The organism is Kitasatospora sp. NPDC088134 (assembly GCF_044741705.1).
GTDB lineage: Bacteria > Actinomycetota > Actinomycetes > Streptomycetales > Streptomycetaceae > Kitasatospora.
The window spans coordinates 1-19,819 of sequence record NZ_JBIUTD010000018.1; the positions used below are offsets into that span (position 1 = coordinate 1).

General features: G+C 73.6%; 12 protein-coding genes and 1 rRNA gene. 9 read left to right on the top strand and 4 right to left on the bottom strand.

Features of this window, described 5'->3' with window-relative positions; all coding sequences use genetic code 11:
• A 5S ribosomal RNA gene (gene rrf / locus ACIOHG_RS25130) occupies positions 1-85 on the top strand; the annotation flags it as partial.
• 80 nt (positions 86-165) lie between these two features.
• Positions 166-1,041 carry a phosphatase PAP2 family protein gene (locus tag ACIOHG_RS25135; RefSeq protein ID WP_400953852.1) on the top strand — a complete coding sequence of 292 codons (876 nt, stop codon included), beginning with the start codon at positions 166-168 and terminating at the stop codon, positions 1,039-1,041.
• Between the two features lie 81 nt (positions 1,042-1,122).
• On the opposite strand, the gene ACIOHG_RS25140 is transcribed toward ACIOHG_RS25135, so the two are convergent.
• Both ACIOHG_RS25140 and ACIOHG_RS25145 read right to left on the bottom strand, forming a co-directional pair.
• On the bottom strand, positions 1,123-1,992 hold the full coding sequence (locus ACIOHG_RS25140) for an ArsR family transcriptional regulator (RefSeq protein WP_400953853.1): 870 nt from the start codon (positions 1,990-1,992) through the stop codon (positions 1,123-1,125).
• Between the two features lie 135 nt (positions 1,993-2,127).
• Positions 2,128-5,604, bottom strand: coding sequence for a hypothetical protein (locus ACIOHG_RS25145; protein WP_400953854.1), 3,477 nt, complete (start codon positions 5,602-5,604; stop codon positions 2,128-2,130).
• A 192-nt stretch (positions 5,605-5,796) separates the two neighbouring features.
• On the opposite strand from ACIOHG_RS25145, the gene ACIOHG_RS25150 reads away from it, so the two are divergent.
• From ACIOHG_RS25150 to ACIOHG_RS25175, 6 genes are read left to right on the top strand one after another with little or no spacing between them, the layout of a single operon-like run.
• Positions 5,797-6,021 carry a hypothetical protein gene (locus tag ACIOHG_RS25150; RefSeq protein ID WP_400953855.1) on the top strand — a complete coding sequence of 75 codons (225 nt, stop codon included), beginning with the start codon at positions 5,797-5,799 and terminating at the stop codon, positions 6,019-6,021.
• Positions 6,022-6,055: 34 nt separating this feature from the next.
• A complete protein-coding gene (locus tag ACIOHG_RS25155) occupies positions 6,056-7,801 on the top strand; it encodes a type I-E CRISPR-associated protein Cse1/CasA (RefSeq protein WP_400953856.1) in 1,746 nt (581 codons plus the stop codon).
• Positions 7,794-8,363, top strand: a complete 570-nt coding sequence (gene casB, locus ACIOHG_RS25160) for a type I-E CRISPR-associated protein Cse2/CasB (protein WP_400953857.1) — start codon at positions 7,794-7,796, stop codon at positions 8,361-8,363. The genes ACIOHG_RS25155 and casB overlap by 8 nt, the downstream gene beginning before the upstream one ends.
• A 17-nt stretch (positions 8,364-8,380) precedes the next feature.
• Positions 8,381-9,721, top strand: a complete 1,341-nt coding sequence (locus ACIOHG_RS25165) for a type I-E CRISPR-associated protein Cas7/Cse4/CasC (protein WP_400953858.1) — start codon at positions 8,381-8,383, stop codon at positions 9,719-9,721.
• On the top strand, positions 9,718-10,578 hold the full coding sequence (gene cas5e / locus ACIOHG_RS25170; RefSeq protein WP_400953859.1) for a type I-E CRISPR-associated protein Cas5/CasD: 861 nt from the start codon (positions 9,718-9,720) through the stop codon (positions 10,576-10,578). Before ACIOHG_RS25165 ends, cas5e begins: the two co-directional genes overlap by 4 nt.
• A complete protein-coding gene (locus ACIOHG_RS25175; protein ID WP_400953860.1) occupies positions 10,575-11,315 on the top strand; it encodes a type I-E CRISPR-associated protein Cas6/Cse3/CasE in 741 nt (246 codons plus the stop codon). Before cas5e ends, ACIOHG_RS25175 begins: the two co-directional genes overlap by 4 nt.
• A gap of 90 nt (positions 11,316-11,405) precedes the next feature.
• On the opposite strand, the gene ACIOHG_RS25180 is transcribed toward ACIOHG_RS25175, so the two are convergent.
• Both ACIOHG_RS25180 and ACIOHG_RS25185 read right to left on the bottom strand, forming a co-directional pair.
• Positions 11,406-11,960 (bottom strand): acetate uptake transporter, encoded by a 555-nt coding sequence (locus ACIOHG_RS25180; protein ID WP_400953861.1) that lies wholly within the window; start codon positions 11,958-11,960, stop codon positions 11,406-11,408.
• 256 nt (positions 11,961-12,216) lie between these two features.
• The gene (locus ACIOHG_RS25185) at positions 12,217-14,922 is read right to left on the bottom strand and encodes a SpoIIE family protein phosphatase (protein ID WP_400953862.1); all 2,706 of its coding nucleotides are present in this window, start codon (positions 14,920-14,922) and stop codon (positions 12,217-12,219) included.
• Between the two features lie 338 nt (positions 14,923-15,260).
• On the opposite strand from ACIOHG_RS25185, the gene ACIOHG_RS25190 reads away from it, so the two are divergent.
• Positions 15,261-19,727: a HAMP domain-containing protein gene (locus ACIOHG_RS25190; protein ID WP_400953959.1), complete on the top strand. Its 4,467-nt coding sequence runs from the start codon at positions 15,261-15,263 to the stop codon at positions 19,725-19,727.
• Positions 19,728-19,819: the final 92 nt, after the last annotated feature.

Sequence of the window (19,819 nt, forward strand, 5' to 3'; positions counted from 1 at the left end):
TTACATTCCGAACCCGGAAGCTAAGCCTCACAGCGCCGATGGTACTGCAGGGGGGACCCTGTGGGAGAGTAGGACGCCGCCGAACAATCATTGTGAAGAAGCCCCCTGACGGGAAGTCAGGGGGCTTCTTCGCGTTTCGGGGGAGGAAGCGTATAACCTTCGCCAATGCAGAATCTGACGTTGACGTGGCAGACCTCGGCGGTCGCCTCCGCAGCGCTGTACGGTGCGGCGTTCACCGTCAGGCGTGGGCTGGGCCGGCGGCGTGGGCAGGAAGGCCGGTGGCGGCGGGCCGGGACCGTGGCGGACGTGTTGCGGGAGGCCGGGACGCTGTTGGTGCTGTTCGCCCTGTGGCAGGTGGTGGGGCACCTGTCGGTGATGGGGGCGGGGCACGCGCTGGAGCGGGCGGAGTGGATTCACCGGACGGAGCTGGACTTCGGGCTGCCGGACGAGGCGTCCTGGCAGCGGGCCGTGGTGGGGGTGCCGTGGCTGGTGCGGGCGGCGAACTACTACTACGCGACGATGCACTTCGGCGTGATGCTGGTGGTGCTGCTGTGGCTGTTCCTGCGGCACCGGGCACGGTACGCGTGGGTGCGGACGACGGTGGTGGCGACCACGGCGGTGTGTCTGCTGATCCAGTTCATCCCGGTGGCGCCGCCGCGGATGCTGCCGGGGAACGGGTTCGTCGACCTGGCGATGGAGTATGGGCAGTCGGTGTACGGCGACGGGGTGGCGGGGGTGGTGGCCGACCAGCTCTCGGCGATGCCCTCGGTGCACGTGGCCTGGTGCGTGATCGCGGCGGTCGCGGTGATCACGGTGGCGCGCGGGGCCTGGCGCTGGCTGATGGTGCTGCATCCGCTGGTGACGGTGTGGGTGGTCGTGGTGACGGCCAACCACTTCTGGGCGGACGGGCTGGTGGCGGTGGCGATCCTGCTGACGGTCTACCTGGTGCAGCAGGCCGTGACGGGCTGGCGCCGGACGGAGGACCGGCCGGGGGCGGCGGTCTCGGCCGGGGCGCGTGAGCGCAGTTCGGTGGAGAGCTGAGCGGGGAGAGAAGTTCGATCGGTGGCGGTCCCGGGGCAGGTGCGGGGCCGCCACCGGCGTTTCCGGGGGCGGGGCGCGCGGTCAGCAGGGCTGGGCGGCGAGCAGGGCCTCGGCGAGCGCGGTGCGGTAGAAGCGGGCGGCGGTGCCGGAGCGGGCGCGGGCGACCAGGCGGGCGTCCAGCAGGACGGCGAGGTGGTCGTCGACGGCGGCGGGGCCGAGGCCGGTGAGGGCGGCCAACTGGGCGGTGTCGCGCGGGCGGTCGAGGCCGGCCAGCAGGTCGGCGCGGGCGCTGCCGAGTAGGCGGCCGAGGCTGGCGGGCGGGGTGCGCGGGGTGGGGACGGGGGCGGCGGAGGTCGGGTAGACCACGGTGAGGCGGGCTCCGTCCCAGCGGAGCCAGCCGTGGCGGGCACTGGTGGGGACCAGCAGCAGGCGGGCGTCCGCGGGCTGTTCGGCGGGCAGGCCGGGGGAGTCGAGGCGCAGGCGGCCGCCGGGCAGCCAGTACTGCTGCGGGCCGGGGGCGGGGAGGGCGGCGGGCCAGCCGTGGGTGGCGGCGCGGTGCCGGCGGGCGGCGATGTCCGCGCGGAAGGCGTGCAGGCGGGCGGGCCAGTCGGGGCGGACGACGTGCTGCCAGACCCAGTCGAGGAGTCCGGCGGGGACGGCGGGGAGGCCGGTGAGGTCGAGCAGGTGCGGGTCGGCGTCCGGGGACGGGGCGGGGAGCGGCAGCGCACCGGGCCAGTCCGCGGGGCGTCCGCCGGCGAGCCAGTCGGCGGCCCGGGGGTCGGCCACGACCCGGTCCCGGAAGGCGGGTTGGTGGGCGGCGAGCCAGCCGCGGCGCCACGGCTCGGGCCGGATCTCGGCGAGGATGCCGACCGCGGCGACCGTCTCCACCAGCGGCGAGAGCGCGAAACGGCATGCGTCGAGGGCCTCCGCACCCAGCGACCACTGTCCCATGCGTCCCTCCGAACGCCGACAGTAGCAACCGGCGGTGAACGGGTCAGGTGATTGCAGGATCAACAACTGCCGCCCGCGGTCGGGTCGCTCGCGGTCGGGTCGAGATGGGCGGCGACCAGTTCGCCTCGCAGTGGCTCATCCAGTCTCCGGCCGTTCGGCGGGGCGGACCAGCGCGGTGAGGAGTTCGGCCAAGGGGGTGATGGCCTGCGGGGCGGTGCGGGGGAGGGAAGGGACCACGGGGGACCAGAGGCGAGCGGTGAGGAGTTCGTGGAGGAGCGGGTCCGCAGCGGATGGGGTGTCAGCGGGGCGCAGCCTGCTGCCGAGGGCGACGAGCAGGCTCGGTGTGTCGGTGGGGTCGGCCGGTAGGAGGGCGGGAGCGCCGGACAGGAGGTGGGCCGCGGCGCCCAGCGCCTGGGCTCCCACGTGGGTGGACGGGGCGGAGGCGGAGAGACGGCGGACTTCGACGGTGTCCCCGGTGAAGGCGGCCAGTACCGCGAAAGCGGCGTAGGGGGTGTGTGCGGGCTGCAGGGACCGCCGCCAGAGCGTCCAGCCTCCGCTGGCGGGGGCCGGGGCGAGGGAGGGATCGAGTCGGAGGAGGAGGCCGAGGACGCTGGCGGGGGCGGTCGGCCAGGACTGGTAGGGGCGGGTGCTGAACCGGGCGGCGGTGCGGAGTGCGTCGGTCAGGACGCCGGGGGGCCGGGTGTGCAGGAGGGCGGCCAGGGTGGGCAGGTGGTCGGCGGTGGCGTGGTCGCGCAGGGTCTCGGCGGTGGTTGCGAGGAGGTGGGCGGCGAGGTCGGGGGTGTGGTGGGTGAGGCCGTCGGCGATCAGGGCGGTGGTGTAGTGGTGGCGTGGTAGGCCCGGGCGGGCGGCGGTATCGAGGGCGAGATCCGCTTCGCCCGCGTGGGCGAGGGCCTGGGCCACCAGATTGCGGGTGGCGGGGGCAGGCCGGTCGGGGAGGTGGCAGGCGGCGTTCCGGGCGTGGTCGGCTGCTTCGGCGCGGTGGCCACCGAGCGAGGCGCCCGTGGACAGGGCGGCGTGCCCGGCGGCGCGGGCCTCGGCGGTGGGTGCGATCCGGAGCAACTGTTCGGCGGGGGCGAAATCGCCGGTGGTGCCGAGTGCGCGAAGGAGGTCTTCCATCAGGTGTCCGTTGAGCAGGACGGGGCCCTGCGGAGGGGCGGTGCGCAGGACGAAGTCCAGTCGTTCGCGGGCGAGTTCGGTGTTGCCGCAGGCGAGCAGGCGCCGGACGGCACCGAGCGGTCCGTCGGGCACCAGGGCGGGCACGAGGGCAGTGGCGAGGGGAACGGGCGTCAGTCGGGGCGGGGAGTCCCGTTTGGTGCGGTAGCTCCTGTTGGCGTCCCGGCGCGCCTGTCGTTCCGACCGGTGGGCTTCCGCTTCGGCGGCTCGGCGAGCGTTGTCTTCGGCGTCGGCCGCCGCGTCGAGTTCGGCGAGGTGGCGGAGCGGGCGTTCGAGTGGGTCCTCCCCGAGTTCGCTGATCTGCCGGTGGGGGGCCAGGGCGTCGGCCAGTGCCCGGCTGTCCTGGTGGGGGCGGTGGCCGAGGGCGGTGTCGAGGATGGCCCGGTGGAGGCGGTCCACGGTGACGGACAGTTCGTGGGCACGGTGGGCCAGGTCGTCGGGGGTTTCGGAGTGTTCGAGCAGTCGGAGCAGGAGTTCCCGCGCCGTGCCGGTGGTTCGTCGAGCTTCGTTGGCCTGGTCCAGCTCGATCAGGAGCGAGGCGATGAGTGCGAGGACGTCGACGGTGGCGAACGTCCCGAGGGTCGCGGCAGCGTCGCGGAGTTCCAGCAAAAGGGGCAGGACCGTGCCGCGCCGCGCCGGTTCGGCGCGGGTGATCTCCCGCAGGACGTGCACCGCTGCCGCCGCGTCCTCGGGGTCGGCCGAGGCGAGGTGGGTGGCATGTTCCTGGAAGGCGGTCAGGGCCTCGATGCCGGGCATCGGGGCGGCGAGCACGGCTTTGACGGTGGTGGCGAAGTCCACTGCGCGGCTCCGGGCCACGGCCCGGTGCAGTGGGACGGCGTAGGAGTGCAGTCCGAGGTCGCTGAGCTGCCGGGCGGCGTGGGCGAGTTCCAGGTATGCGTCCGCGAGGGCGGGCTCGGACGGGGTGAACTGCTCGGCTCCGACGAGGTGTTCGACCGCTTCGACGGCGACGGCCACGGCGTCCGGGAGTCCGTTCTCGGCCGCGACGGCCGCGGCCAGCGCCGATCGGGCGGCGCGGGCGACATGGGTGACGGAGCACCGGGCGAGGGCCAGGGCCCGGGGGAGGTCGTCGAGGTGGGTCAGGAGGACGACTGCTTCGGAGGGGACATCCGGTGCCCGACGGCACAGCAGGTCGTGGGCGGCGGTACGCAGGAAGGCGTCAGGGAAGGGGAGTTCTCCGGGGGCGGGGAGGAGTAGTCGGTCGGCGAGTGTTTCGGGGCCGGGCGCGGTGGCGGACCGCAGCTGCCGGCGGAGGTCCGACAGGAGATCGTGCCGGTCCGGGGCTGCGTACTCCGAGGTTCCGGGGCGCGGGCGGTCGTCGGCTGCGGCCGGGGCCTCCTGTTCGTCGAGGACGGCCCGGACCAGTCCGGTGTGGGTGAGCCGGAAAGCACCGGGAGCGCGGACGTCCTGGACGATGCAGTGCCGCCGGGGGTGGGTGAGTACCTCGACGACGTCGGTGCGCGAAGCGCCGGTGCGGTGGGCGAGGTCGTCGGCGTGCAATCCGCAGTCGGCGAGGGCGAGTTCGTCGGTGATCGCCCGCCCGAGCGGGTCGGTCCGCAGGCGGGCGAGGTCAGTGCGGCTCGGAGTGTCGACGGAGCGGTTCCAGTCGAAAGGGCGGAGGGCACGGCAGCAGCTGCGCCGACGCAGTGGATGGTCGGCGGGCACGTCCGTGGGCAGCGGGCCGGTCCGGCGGCTGCTGACGACGATACGCAGGTGGGCGGCGGGTGCGGCGGGCAGCAGGCCTGCGATGCTGCGGCCTTCGACAGGCCGGGTACCGGGGTGCGGCCAGGCCCGGTCCGCATCCAGGTTGTCGATCAGCAGGACGAGCCTGCGGCGCTGTCGGGCGTAGCCCTTGGTGGCGGCGGCCAGGACGGAGACAAGGCCGTTCGGGGTGACGTGGCTGCGGCGGGGCAGGTCCAGGAGGTCGCACAGCCGGTGGAGGAAGCCGGAGGCGGTGTTGGTGCCCGCTTCGGGGCCCACGCTGCAGAGCACGGTACGGACGCCGGGTACGTCGAGTTCGGCGTACTGGCGGAGCAACCAGCTCTTCCCGGTCGGGAGTTCGGCGTGCCACCACAGGTAGGCGAGGTCCGGGTCGGTGGTGTCGAGGTGGGCGAGCGCGGTGATCGTGGCGAGCTCGTCGGTGCGTTCGCGGATGCGCTTCGCCGCAGGCCAGGTCCGTCGGTGGTGGAGCGATTCGTAGCGGGCGGCCTCGACGGCGAGGTGCAGTTCGGGGCGGTCGGCGCCGAGACGTTCGATGATCCGCCGGACAACCTCGGTCTCGGCCGGTGAGGTTCTGCCCTGGCACCATCGGCGGAGCGTGGACTCCGGCAGCAGGTTGTCGGGCAGCAGCGCGGCGGTGCGGCGAAGGCCGAGGGACTGCTCCCGGAGCGGTCTCCGCAAGAGGTCCCCGAGTCGTGTGCGGGCCGCGAACGGGTCTCTGTCGTACACGGTTTTCTCCTGCTCGGTATCGGAACAACCGGCTTGACCTGCGGAGGTCCGTTCGGGATGTCGAGCCGCGGGCGGCTCGGCGTGGAGTCTTCGATGGACCGGCCGCCACCGATGGCGGCCCGAGGTGGAAGGACTTCGGACGCCATGTTCCCGATGCTCGTCGAGGAGTCGGCTGTGGCCGCGGTGCTGGCGCTGGGCGCCGGCCTGGTCCGCGGCCTGGTGGTCGCGGTGGTCGCCCTCACTTCCGTGGTGGCCCGTACGCCCGCGCGGCGCCGTGACGCCCGGGCCACGCTGACCATTCTGCTCCGGCGTGAACCCCGGGATTCCTTCCCGCCGGGGCGGGCCCGAATCGAAGGTTCCGAGGATTGACCGGTTCTGGCGATTTCGGAATGGGAAAATGCGAATGTGGACTGCATTTTTTGCGTCCGCGACTTGGTTCGAAGATTCCCTGAAGAGAGTGATCGCCGGTGGTACCGTCGGGGTCGGTCAGGCATCAACCCCCTTGCGGTGCAGTCATTGTGCGAGAAATGGAGTGGTTGACAATTTGTTCCGGGCGCATTCTTCGGAGACGGCGGGACCGCGGATCGAATGGGACCCGAGGCGGCAGCCGTGGATACCCGTGCTGACGCGTGACGGCGCCACCAAAGACGTCGCGCTGATCGAGCTGTTCGCGCAGGCCGAGGGATTCCTGACGATCGCCTGCTCGACACCGGGCGAGACCGTCGCCGTGGTCGAATTCCTGCTGGCGGTCTGCTTCGCCTCGCAGGACTGCCCGGCGAGCAAGGAGCAGTGGCGGGAGTGGGTGGTCGGGGGACACGCGTTCACCGAAGCTGTGGCCTGGCTGAAGAAGCAGCCCGGCAGCGACTGGGACCTCTTCGACCCCGAGACCCCGCTCGGGCAGAACTCGATGCTGGAGGAGGTGTTCCAGAAGTACGCCACCGGTACCGCGCAGTTGGTGCTGGAACGGGCGGCGGACTACCTGCAGTTCTTCGACCAGCACCACTTGGCGGACGGCAAGTCCCTGTCGGCGGCCGAGGCGTTCCGGACCTTGCTCACCCAGCACGTCTACGCGCCGTACGGTCGGGCACGGGTGGGCGGGGAGGAACTCGGCGCCACCCTGACCCACTTGGCGGCGGGACGGCTGCTGGGGCGGATCCGAGTGGTGGCACTCGGAGCGACGCTGGGGGAGACGCTGCGGCTCAACCTCTATCCGTACCGGGGCGTGGAGGGGGGTCTGAACACTTCGTGGACCGGTGGGGCCGTCGTCCGTCGGGGATTCCTGACCAAGGCCGGGCCCAGGGTGCCCGGGAGTCCGGCCGACCTGCACAGTGCGCTCGGGCGGTCCGTCCTGCTGCGGGGCGGGCGCGCCGAGGACGGCCGGGTGGTGGTGGACCGGGTGCTGATCGGAGCCGGGGAGGTGCTGCAGCTCGACCCGGAGCAGCACATGCAGGACGCCGTGCTCCTCCCGGGGAAGAACGGTTCGCGCCGACCACTGTGGCCGTCGCCCAGCCGGGCGCTGTGGCAGGAGGCGCACGCGTTGTACGCGGCGGTGAAGGAGCGTCAGCCCGGGCTGTACGCGCTGTTGGAATCACTGAGCTACGAGCGCTGCGGCCGGGAGACGCCCTACCAGCTGTGGGCAGTGGGGCTGATTGTGAACAAGTCGATCCCGGTGGCCTGGGTGGAGGGCAGCTTCCCGTACGCGCCTGGCATGGAGCAGCACCTCTTCCTGGCCTCGCAACGCGGGTCGAGGATCGCCGAGTTCCTGGCCGCCACTCTGTACCGGGCGGCGGTCGTCGCCTCGCGGATCATCTGTCCGGCCGTGGACCCGGCGGACGGCAAGCAGCAGATCGCCAGGTACGACGCCCGCTGGGGGTTCTGGCCGACGGCGGCGGAGCCGTTCCGGAACCTGCTGGACCAGGTGGTCGTACTGGGCTTCGTGGGGGCGGGGGACCCGGTACTGGAACCGTTGGAGGAGTACGCACTATGCCTGTTGGGGCAGGCCCGTACCCTCCTCGAACAGCGCCTCGAACTCCTGCCGCCCAATGCCGACGGTCACCTGGCGAGATCCCGGGCCCTGGAGCTGTTCGAACGGGAGGTCTCCGGGGAGAAGGCCCCGATCGAGATCCGAAAGCCGGTGGACGATGACTGAGGACGGCTTCCTGCCCCCGGAGGAGTTCCCGCACGACAGCGAGGCGCTGGTCAGGTGGCTGACCACGCTGGTGCGGAACCGCGAGTACGGGACGTTGGCGGCGTTGCGGCGGACCGGGGCGCCGACGGACGCGCACATCAGGGCGGGGTGGTACGGCGGGGACCGGCAGCGGCGGGTGTTCGAACAGGTGGCGGGGCTGTTCGCGCTGTACCACCAGGGGCGGGCGGTGCCGGCGTACGGGTTCGGGAGCGTGGGGGCCGCGGCGGCCCGGATCGGGGACGGGACGGGGCGGGGGCCGCGCAACCCCGGGGCACAGCGGTTGATGGAGCGGGTGGTGGCGAGTCGCCGGGTGCCGTGGCGGCACCTGCAGCACACCGTGGTGCGCCTCCGGGCGGGCGGTCAACCACCGCCGTCCTGGGCGCAGTTGACGGAGGACCTGGTCCGGTGGAACGACCGGACCGCCCGGGTGGCGTACCGGTGGTCGGTGGACTTCCACGCACCACCGGGGCGGGGCCGGGACCGGCGGCCGCCGGAACCGACAGCGAAGGACGGAGCAGCGTGACCGAGGTGCCGAGCAGCGTGACCGACCGAAGCCCCTTCCTCTCGCTCCACCTGCTGGAGACCCTGGTCGCGGTGCTCCCCGTGCGCGACGAGACCGGGCAGCCGAAGTCCCTGGTGTACGGGGGTGTCGAGCGGCACCTGATCACCAGTCAGGCGCGGCGGCGGGCCGAGCGGGTGCACGCGCGCAACCGGGCCAACGCCGGGATCGGGGCGCTCGGCGGGCGGAGCATGGGCATCCGCACCCGCGAGTGGGCGCTGATCTGCGCGGACGAGCTGGTGCGGCGGCACGGCTGGGAGCGGGACGCCGCGGTGGCCACCGCGCGGGCCGTGATCGAGGCGTGCGGGCTGAAGTTCGGCGACCCGGCGAAGCGGACGGTGGCCGACCTGACGAAGGTCCTGGTGTTCGCCCCCGCCGACGCCGGGGCCCGGATCGCCGACCACCTCGCGGAGCACGCCGCCGAGCTGACGGACTGGCGGGAGCGCAACCGGGCGGCGCAGCAGGCGAAACGGTCGAAGCAGTCGAAGCAGTCGAGGCAGCCGGAACCCGGCAGCGCCGAGGAGGCGCCGGAGGGCGCGGAGGAACCGGCGGCGGCCAAGGGCGAGCCCCTGCCGAAGCCGACCCGGGACGCCGTGCTGCTGGCGCTCGCGCCGCGCGACGCGGTGGACATCGCGCTGTACGGGAGGTTCCTGGCGGAGATCGCCGACTCGCCGAACGTGGACGGCGCGGTGCAGACCGGGCACGCGTTCACCGTGCACGCCGCCGAGCAGGTGGAGGACTTCTACGCGGCCGCGGACGACGCCAAACTGGACCGCAGGCGCAGCGCGTTGGGCTTCCTGGACCGGGCGGAGGACGGCGGCGCGGGCATGACGGGCTACCAGTCGCTGATCTCCGGGACGTTCTACCGGCACGCGGTGCTGGACCGCGAGCAGCTGCGGACGAACCTGCGGCGGGCCGGCCTGCCGGAGCCGGAGGTGGAGGAGACGGCGGTGGCGGCGGAGCGGGAGTTCGTGACCGCCTTCGTCGAGGCGTTCCCGGAGGCGAAGAAGAACTCGACGGCGTCCACCGGCTCGCTGCCGGTGCTGGTGCTCGCCTTCGAGGGGGAGCGCCCGTACAACTACGCGGGGGCGTTCCAGCGGCCGGTGGACGAGAACCCGGAGGACGGCGGGGGCGAGGGCCCGGCCGGGCCGGCGGCGGTGCGGCGGCTGATGCGGCACCACCTGTTCGTGGCCCGGCGCCGGACCGACCAGCGCGCGGCCCGGGTGCTCACCTATGACCCCGGGATCGACGACCTGCTGCGCCTGCCCGGGATCGCGGACGGCGTCGAACTGGCCCCCGGGCTGGCGGAGTTCGTCCGGTGACCGGGGACGGGGAGTGCCACGTCCTGCTGATCCGGCTGGCCGGGCCGCTGCAGTCCTGGGGCCTGCGGGGGCGGTTCGCGCTCCGCGACACGCACACCCGGCCGACCAAGTCGGGGGTGGTCGGGCTGTGCGCCGCCGCGCTGGGGCTGGACCGCGACGACCCGCTCGACGGCCTGGCCGGGGCGCTGTTCGGGGTGCGGGCCGACCGCCCCGGGACGCTGGTGCGGGACTACCACACGGTCGGCGGGGGCGGCTACCCGCTGCGGCCGCGCGACCTGATCACCGACCACCGCCGGGCCGCCGCTTTCGAGCACCTCGAACCGGCGGGCCGCCCCGGCACCTTCGGGCGGCAGCGGGAGGGCGGCTGGTACGGGGCGCCGAAGCTGATCGCCGCCGACCCGGGCACCGGGGCGCTGACGGCGGGCAAGGTGGCGCGGCACGCGATGCTCAGCGAGCGCTGGTACCTGTCCGACGCGGCGTTCCTGGTCGGCCTGGAGTCCCCGGACCGGGCGCTGCTCGACCGGGTCGGCCACGCCCTGGAGCACCCGAGGCGGCTGCTGTGGCTGGGCCGCAAGTCCTGCCCGCCGTCCGGGGACCTGGCCCTGGGCGTGCTGCCGGGCACGCTCCGGGAGGTGTTCGAGGGCCGGGCGCTGCTCCCGGCGGCCGACGGGCTGCCCGCGCCGGACGGGCGGCCGTGGGCCTGGCTGGAGAGCCCGCGTCCGCTGCCCGGGGTCGCCCCGGTGCAGGACCGGCCGATCGGCTTCCCGGCGAGCGGCCCCGTGCACGGCCACCGCTGGGAGACCCGGCACCGGCTGACCATCGCCCCGGACGCCGCCGGCTGGGACGTGGTCCTGTGAACGGCCCCCGCCCCGCCGGGGCCCGCCTGGTGGTCACCCACAGCCTGCTGACGCTGGACGCCCGGCACCCGTTCACCGCGAAGGCGCTGATCGACGTGCAGGAGCTGCACCGGCTCGTGATGGGCGGCTTCAAGGGCTGGGTGGACGACGGGAGCCCGGACGCCCGGGCCCAGCTGAAGGCCCTGTTCGGGTGGACGCTGGACCTGCGCCGGGCGCGGCTGGCGCTGGTGGTGCAGTCGGCGCTGCCGGGGGACTGGTCGGGGCTGCCGCGCGGGGTGCTGGCGGAGCGGCCGGAGAGCCTGCTGGTGGACCGGACGTTCCGGGCCGGGGACCGGGTGGACTTCCGGGCGGTGGTCAACCCGGTGGCCAGCCGGCGCCGGGGCGGGCACCTGCCGGGCAGCGGGCCGACGGCCGGGACGGGGCGCGGGAAGCGGGTGGCGCTGAACCGGCCGGAGCTGGTGAAGAACTGGTTCGTGCGCCGGCTGCAGCCGGCCGGGGAGCCGCCGGTGGGGCCGGACGGGGTGGTGCGGATCGGCGCGGACTGCGACCCGGAACGGCTGGCCCTGCGGATGCTGCCCCGGGTGTCGGGCCGGTACCCGCACCAGGGCCTCACACTGTCCCGGGCGGAGCTGCGCGGCACCCTCACGGTGACCGACCCGGAGGCGTTCACCGCGGCCCTCGGCGCGGGCGTCGGGCCCGGGCGGGCGTACGGCTGCGGGCTGGTCCTGGTGCGCTGAGCCCGGTACGGGCGGCGGCAGGCCGGAGCCCGGGCGCCGTGGGGGTGGCGTCCGGGCTCCGGGACCTGCGGGTGGTGCGGTGTGGTGCGACTACTTGACGGGCAGGGACACCCGGCCCCAGCGGCCGTCGGTGAGCGCGGCGGTGGCCGAGTACCAGGCGGCCAGGCCGGCGACGGCGGCGACCCAGCCGCCGACCTTGCCCCAGCCGCTCGCGTCGCCGAACGCCCCGACGGCACCGAGCACCAGCGAGACGGTCAGCAGGCCGTACACCGCGCGGGTGAGCCAGCCGGCGCCCCAGGAGGCGGCGGTGAGGGTGAGCGCCAGCAGCGCCCACAGCAGCAGGAACAGGCCCGCGGTGTTCTTGCCGGCCGGGCCGGCGCCGGCCCAGACCGCCCAGAAGGCGCCGAGGGCGGTGAACGCGGTGCCGCCGAAGCGGTCGCCGCCGCGGAACTGCCAGAGGCCGGCGACGAACAGCGTCACGCCGCCGAGCAGGTGGGCCAGCGTGGCGGCGCCGCCGGCCGAGGTGCCGCTGAGGGCACCGGAGCCGAGCAGGCCGTACGCCAGCAGGGTGAGACCGAGGGCCAGGTAACCGAGCGGACCCGCGTCGGCGGATCGGGCATTCGCCCCGGAGGCTTCATTGCTCACCGGAGGCTCCTTTCACTCTGCGCCAGGGCATGGCGAGATCGCGGTGAAGGGTGGGGGTGTGCGGTGGTGCCGGGTGCCGGGTCGTGGGCGCACCGAAGAAGGGGTGCGGCGGCTGCGGCGGAATGAGTGGACCGGCGGTCTGGCCGCCGGTCGACGCCCTCCGGGGTGGAAGCCCCCGGTGCTTACGGTGTACCCGGCCGACGCCGCTCGTACCCTTGTGAATCACCCAGGATGAGCAAGTGTGAGCAAACCGTGACTAGTTCTGGCGCTGGGTCGGGATGCGGAGGGTCAGGATCGCCATGTCGTCGGACGGCGGCTCGGGCGCGAAGCGCTCCACCGCGCGGTGCACCCGGGCGGCGACCGCGCCCGCGGTCAGGCCCGCGCAGCCGGTCAGCACCTCGACCAGGCCCTCGTCGCCGAGCATCCGGCGGCCCTCCCGGCGCTCGGTCACGCCGTCCGTCACGCAGAGCAGCACCTCGCCCGGCGAGAGCACCAACTCCTCGGCGGTCAGGTCGAGTTCGTCCATCACGCCGAGCAGCGGCTGCGGCGAGGCGGCCTGGTCGACCTGCCCGTCGACGCGCAGCCGCAGCGGCAGCGGGTGCCCGGCGCAGACCAGCGACAGCACCGTCGAGCCGTCCGCCCGGGGCGTCAGCTCGCCGTACAGCAGGGTGAGGAAGCGGGCCCGGCTGCCCTCGTCCAGGATCGCCGCGTTCAGCCGGGTCAGCACCTGAGGGGCCGTCAGGCCCTCGCGGGCCAGCAGGCGCAGCGAGTTGCGGGCCAGGCCGGTGACCGAGGCGGCCTCCGGGCCGGTGCCGCAGACGTCGCCGATGGCGAAGCCGTAGGTGCCCTCGCGGATCGGGAACAGGTCGTAGAAGTCGCCGCCGACCTCGTTGCCCTCGCCCGCCGCCTGGTAGAACACCTCGACCTCGACGCCGGGGATCTTCGGCAGCTCCGGCGGCAGCAGGGCGCGCTGGAAGGCCTGCGAGATGGCGGTGCGCTCGGAGTAGAGGCGGGAGTTGTCGAGCGCCAGGGCGGCCCGGCGGGACAGGTCCTCGGCCAGCTCCAGGATCTCCTGGCGGAACCGGACGCCGGGCCGGGTGCCCAGCACCAGCAGGCCGATCACCCGGTTGCGGGCGGACAGCGGCAGCACGACCGTCTCGCCGAGCTCCGCGCCCACCGGGTCGCCGATCGCCCGGGCGGTCTCGGCGGCCGCCGTCCACGGGCGGGCGCCCGGACTGGGGACCGCCTCCGGGGCGGGGGCCTTGTCGAGCAGGGCGCGCAGCGGGTCGATCCGGTCCTCGTCCTCGTGCAGCACGAAGGCGAGTTCGGCGCCGGCCGCGGCGTCCGCGGTGGTGTAGACGGCGCACCAGGACGCCAGCGTGGGCACCGCCATCTGCGCCATCAGGGCGAGCGTCTGCCCGTGCTCCAGGGTGCCCGCGAGCAGGTCGGACGCCTCCACCAGGAAGGACAGCGAGCCGCGCCGCAGCCGCTCCAACTCGCCCAGCCGGGCGCTCTCCAGGGCCAGCGCGATCCGGTCGGCGGCGAACTGCAGGCGCAGCGCGTCCTCGTTGTCGTAGCGGCCGGGGGCGGCCGCGGCCACCCCGAGCGAGCCGGTCAGCCGGCCCTCGACCTTCAGCGGGACGGTGATCAGCGAGCGCAGCCGGGTGCCGTCCAGCAGCGGGGCGGCGCCGGTCGGCCGGACCGACAGGTCCTCGTGCACGGCGGGCAGCCGGGCCGAGTCGAAGCGGCCCGCGCCGGCGTCGATCGGCAGCCGGGCGAAGCGGCGGGACGGGCCGGACAGGCCGGTGGCGGCGCGCAGTTCGAACTCGGTCTCGTCCTCGCTGGTGAGCAGCAGGTAGGAGGCGTCGGCGTCGAGCAGGTCGCGGGCCCGCTCGACGATCCGCTGCAGCAGGCTGGACAGGTCGTCGGGGGAGACCGGGCCGACCAGCAGGTCCAGCGGCTCGACGGCGGTGCTCGCGGCGGCGGCCGCCCCGTCGGAGCCGCCCGGGGTGCGCAGCACCGCCCGGTCGGCCTCCCGGACCAGCACGCACAGCACCGTCGGGGCGCCCTCGCGGTCGCGCAGCCGCACGTGGGTGCCGTACACCTCGCGGACGGCGCCGTCGCCGGCCCGGACCGCGTACGAGCCCTCCCAGCGGGCCAGCCGCAGGGTGTCGCCGAGGCCGAGGCCGGGGGTCTGCGGCCAGACGGCGAGCTCGGCCCAGGGGCGGCCGAAGACCGCGTCGGCGGGGTGCTGGAACAGCGTCTCGGCGTCCGGGTTCCAGCCGCGGACCCGGCCGTGGTCGTCGAGCTGCACCACGGCGACCCGCACCGGGCCGTCCGCGGCGGGCAGTTCGCCGCCGGGCAGGCTGGGCAGCGCGTACCGGGTGCCGGGCCGCTGGTCGGGCAGCGCGAGCCGGAACCAGACGGTCTTCCGCCCGGCCGCGTACTCGACGCCCCAGCTGCTGGACAGCGCCGAGCACATCAGCAGGCCGCGGCCGCCCTCGCCGTCCGGGTCGGCGTACCGGTCCGAGTGCGGGGTCACGTTGGTGAAGGACGGCAGGCCGCGCTCCGGGTGCCGGTCGGTGACCTCGATCCGGACCGTCTCCTCCTCGCGCAGGCAGGCCACCTCGGCGGCCGTCCCGGCGTGCACCACGGCGTTCGTGACCAGCTCGCTGACCAGCACCACGGCGTCGTCCACCACCTCGGGCAGGTCCCACCCGAGCAGCGCGTCCCGGACGAAGCCGCGGGCGGCGGCGGCCGACCGGTCGACCGGTTCGAAGGTGGCGGCTGCGCTCGCGGTGACCACGGCCACGTCTCCTCTGCTCTGGTCTGCTTCCTGGCGCCCGGACCGGGGCCGGGGACGGGCCCGTCCCCCGGTGCGGCCCTCCACCCTACTTTCCGGTTGGTACCCCGCGGGGGCGGGGCGCCGAAACAGGCCCCAGGGAGTGATTTCCTTCACCACTTTCCCCGCTCATCGGGAAAACCCTCCGCAACCGGTCCGACACCGGCTGCCGGTGCTGCCACACTGGGGGGTCCGCGTGCCGGTGCCGCCGCAGTACGGTCGGAGCATCGGCGCGGGAGCGGCGAGGCCGGACGCCGGCCCTCCCGCGGCGGTGGAACAAGTCAGGACCTGGGAGGGCCCCGTTGAGTTCGGCGACCAAGGACGTGTCCGGTACGACGACGACCGCTGCGCGCGGCGCCCGGCCGGCGCCGCCCTCGCGGTCCGGCGGGCGGCGCTCGGGCCCCGGGCGCGGCGCGGAGCCCGCCGAGCTGCGCAAGCTGCTGGCCGCGCTGACCGCGATGCGGGACGGCAACTTCCGCCGCCGGATGACCTTCCCCGGCGACGGCCTGCTGGCGGAGATCGCCGCGGTGTTCAACGAGGTCGCCGAGCGCAACCAGCACCTGACCGGTGAGCTGGCCCGGGTGCGGCGGGCGGTCGGCCGCGAGGGCCGGCTCTCCGAGCGGCTGGAGACCGGCGTCGGCGAGGGCGCCTGGATGGCGGCCGTCGACAACTGCAACGCGCTGATCGACGACCTGGCCCGGCCGATGGCCGAGGTCGGCCGGGTGCTGGGCTCGATCGCCGAGGGCGACCTGACCCAGACCATGGAGCTGCGCTCGGTGCACACCACCGGCGCCAGCTACCCGCTGCGCGGCGAGTTCCTCAAGGTCGGCCGGACCTTGAACGGACTGGTCGACCAGCTCAGCGAGTTCACCGAGCAGGTGACCCGGGTGGCGATCGAGGTCGGCACCGAGGGCAAGCTCGGCGGCCAGGCCCGGGTGCGCTCGGTGTCCGGCTCCTGGAAGGACCTCGCGGACTCGGTCAACACCATGGCGGGCCGGCTGACCGCGCAGGTCCGCAACATCGCCGAGGTGACCACCGCGGTCGCCCGCGGCGACCTCTCCCGCAAGGTCACCGTCGACGTCGACGGCGAGATGCTGGAGCTGAAGAACACCGTCAACACCATGGTGGACCAGCTCAACTCCTTCGCCGCGCAGGTCACCACGGTGGCCCGGGACGTCGGCACCGAGGGCCGGCTCGGCGGCCAGGCCCAGGTGTCCGGGGTGGCCGGCACCTGGCGCGACCTCACCGACTCGGTGAACTTCATGGCCGCCAACCTGACCGCGCAGGTCCGCAACATCGCCGAGGTGACCACCGCGGTCGCCAAGGGCGACCTGTCGCGCAAGATCGAGGTCGACGCCCGGGGCGAGATCCTCGAACTCAAGAACACCATCAACACCATGGTCGACCAGCTGTCCGGCTTCGCCGAGCAGGTGACCCGGGTGGCGCGCGCGGTCGGCACCGAGGGCATCCTCGGCGGGCAGGCCCAGGTGCCGGGCGTGGCCGGCGTCTGGAAGGACCTGACCGAGAACGTCAACTCGATGGCGAACAACCTGACCAGCCAGGTCCGCAACATCGCGCAGGTCACCACCGCGGTCGCCAAGGGCGACCTGTCGCAGAAGATCCAGGTCGACGCCCGGGGCGAGATCCTGGAGCTGAAGAACACCATCAACACGATGGTCGACCAGCTCGGCGCCTTCGCCGACGAGGTCACCCGGGTCGCCCGGGACGTCGGCACCGAGGGCATCCTCGGCGGCCAGGCCAGCGTGCCCGGGGTGTCCGGCACCTGGAAGGACCTCACCAACAGCGTCAACCTGATGGCCAACAACCTGACCAGCCAGGTGCGTTCGATCGCCGAGGTGACCACCGCGGTGGCCCGCGGCGACGTCTCCAAGAAGATCACCGTCGACGCCAAGGGCGAGATCCGCGAACTCGTCACCACCGTCAACACCATGGTCGAGCAGTTGTCCGCGTTCGCCGACGAGGTGACCCGGGTCGCCCGCGAGGTCGGCACCGACGGCATCCTGGGCGGCCAGGCCCGGGTCTCCGGCGTCTCCGGCATCTGGCGCGACCTGACCGACAACGTCAACCTGATGGCGTCCAACCTGACCAGCCAGGTCCGCAACATCGCCGAGGTGGCCTCCGCGGTGGCCCGCGGCGACCTGTCGAAGAAGATCGCCATCGACGCGGCCGGCGAGGTCGCGGCGCTCGCCGACACCCTCAACACCATGGTCGACCAGCTCTCGGCCTTCGCCGTCGAGGTCACCCGGGTCGCGCGCGAGGTCGGCACCGACGGCATCCTGGGCGGCCAGGCCGGCGTGCCGGGCGTCGCCGGGATCTGGAAGGACCTGACCGAGAACGTCAACCTGATGGCCAACAACCTCACCGGCCAGGTGCGCAACATCGCGCTGGTGATCACCGCGGTGGCCCGCGGCGACCTCTCGCAGAAGATCGACGTCGACGCCCGCGGCGAGATCCTGGAGCTCAAGACCAGCATCAACACCATGGTCGACCAGCTCTCCGCGTTCGCCGACGAAGTGACCCGGGTCGCCCGCGAGGTCGGCACCGACGGCCGGCTCGGCGGCCAGGCCCGCGTCCCCGGCGTGGCCGGCACCTGGCAGGACCTCACCGAGTCGGTGAACGAGCTGGCCAACAACCTGACCCGGCAGGTCCGCGCGATCGCCCAGGTCGCCACCGCCGTCACCCGGGGCGACCTGTCGCCCCGGATCACCGTGGACGCGTCCGGCGAGCTCGACGAGCTCAAGGACAACATCAACCAGATGATCGCCAACCTGCGCGAGACCACCCGGACCAACAAGGAACAGGACTGGCTGAAGACCAACCTGGCCCGGATGTCCGGCCTGCTGCAGGGCCGCCGCGACCTGTCCGCCGTCGCCTCGCTGATCATGAGCGAGCTGACCCCGGTGGTCTCCGCCCAGCACGGCGCCTTCTTCCTCGCCCAACCGGCCGGCCGCACCGCCGAGTTGGTCACCGAGGACGACGACGAGAACGACATCGTGCTCCGGCTGATCGGCTCCTACGGCTACCACCGCCGCACCATGCCGACCACCTTCCGGCTCGGCGAGGGCCTGATCGGCCAGGCCGCCGTGGAGAAGCGCCCGATCGTGCTGAAGGAGACCCCGCCCGGCTACCTGAAGATCTCCTCCGGCCTCGGCGAGTCCTCCCCGGCGCACGTGGTGGTGATGCCGGTGCTGTTCGAGGGCCGGCTGCTCGGCGTGATCGAACTCGCCACCTTCTCCAGCTTCACCACTGTCGCGCTGGACTTCCTCAACCAGATCGCCGACCAGATCGGCGTCACCGTCAACACCATCTCGGTCAACACCAAGACCGAGGGCCTGCTGCTGGAGTCCCAGCGCCTGACCGCCGAACTCTCCATGCGCTCCGCCGAGTTGGAGGCCCGCCAGGAGGAGCTGGAGCGCACCAACGAGGAGCTCCAGGAGAAGGCCGAGCAGCTCGCCCAGCAGAACCGCGACATCGAGATCAAGAACAGCGAGATCGAGGAGGCCCGGCAGATCCTGGAGGAGCGCGCCGAACAGCTCGCGCTGGCCTCCCGCTACAAGAGCGAGTTCCTGGCCAACATGTCGCACGAGCTGCGCACCCCGCTCAACTCGCTGCTGATCCTGGCCAAGCTGCTCTCCGACAACAACGAGGGCAACCTCTCCGCCAAGCAGGTCGAGTTCGCCGAGACGATCCACGGCGCGGGCAGCGACCTGCTCCAGCTGATCAACGACATCCTCGACCTGTCCAAGGTCGAGGCCGGCAAGATGGACGTCCGCCCGGCCCGGATCGCGCTGGTCCAGCTGGTCGACTACGTGGAGGCCGCGTTCCGGCCGCTCACCGTGGAGAAGAACCTGGACTTCGCGGTCCGGGTCTCCCCGGAGCTGCCGGTCACCCTGCACACCGACGAGCAGCGCCTCCAGCAGGTGCTGCGCAACCTGCTCTCCAACGCCGTCAAGTTCACCGACAGCGGCGCCGTCGAGCTGATGATCCGCCCGGTGGCCGGGGCGGAGATCCCGCAGCACGTGCGCGAGCAACTGCTGGAGGCCGGCAGCGTCGCCGACCCCGACCAGCCGCTGATCGCCTTCTCGGTCGCCGACACCGGCATCGGCATCCCCGGCAACAAGCTCCGGGAGATCTTCGAGGCGTTCAAGCAGGCCGACGGCGGCACCAGCCGCAAGTACGCCGGCACCGGCCTCGGCCTCTCGATCAGCCGGGAGATCGCCCGGCTGCTCGGCGGCGAGATCCACGTGGAGAGCGAACTCGGCCGCGGCTCGATCTTCACCCTGTACCTGCCGCTGCGCACCGAGGGGCCCGAGCCGGTCACCCTGGAGCGCGGAGCCGCGCCGCGCGCCCTCGAAGCGCCCCGGACGCCCGCCGAGCAGTGGACCCAGGAGGCCCGCGGCCTGGTCGAGGAGCGCCGCCGCTCCACCGTCGAGCGCCGCCGCGGCCCGCAGGAGCTGCCCCGCCCCGCCGAGGAGCCCTTCCCGCGCCAGGGCGAGCCCGCCCGGGCCGGCGGCGCCCCGGTCCGCTTCGACGGCGAGCGGGTGCTGATCGTCGACGACGACATCCGCAACGTGTTCGCCCTCACCAGCGTGCTGGAGCAGTACGGCCTGACCGTGCTGTACGCCGAGAACGGCCGGGAGGGCATCGAGATGCTCGAACAGCACGAGGACGTCGCCCTGGTGCTGATGGACATCATGATGCCGGAGCTGGACGGCTACGCGACCACCGAGCAGATCCGGCGGATGCCCCGGTTCGCCGGCCTGCCGATCATCGCGCTGACCGCCAAGGCGATGAAGGGCGACCGGGAGAAGAGCCTGCAGGCCGGCGCCACCGACCACATCACCAAACCGGTCGAGACCGACCACCTGCTGGCGGTGATGCGCCAGCACCTGCCTGTCGGGTGACCGCCGCCCGCGGGGGCCGGTCCGGCTGGCCCCCGTGGGCGGGAACCCGGTAAGGTCACCGCTCGTTGCCAACAGTGACCGGACGGTGACGC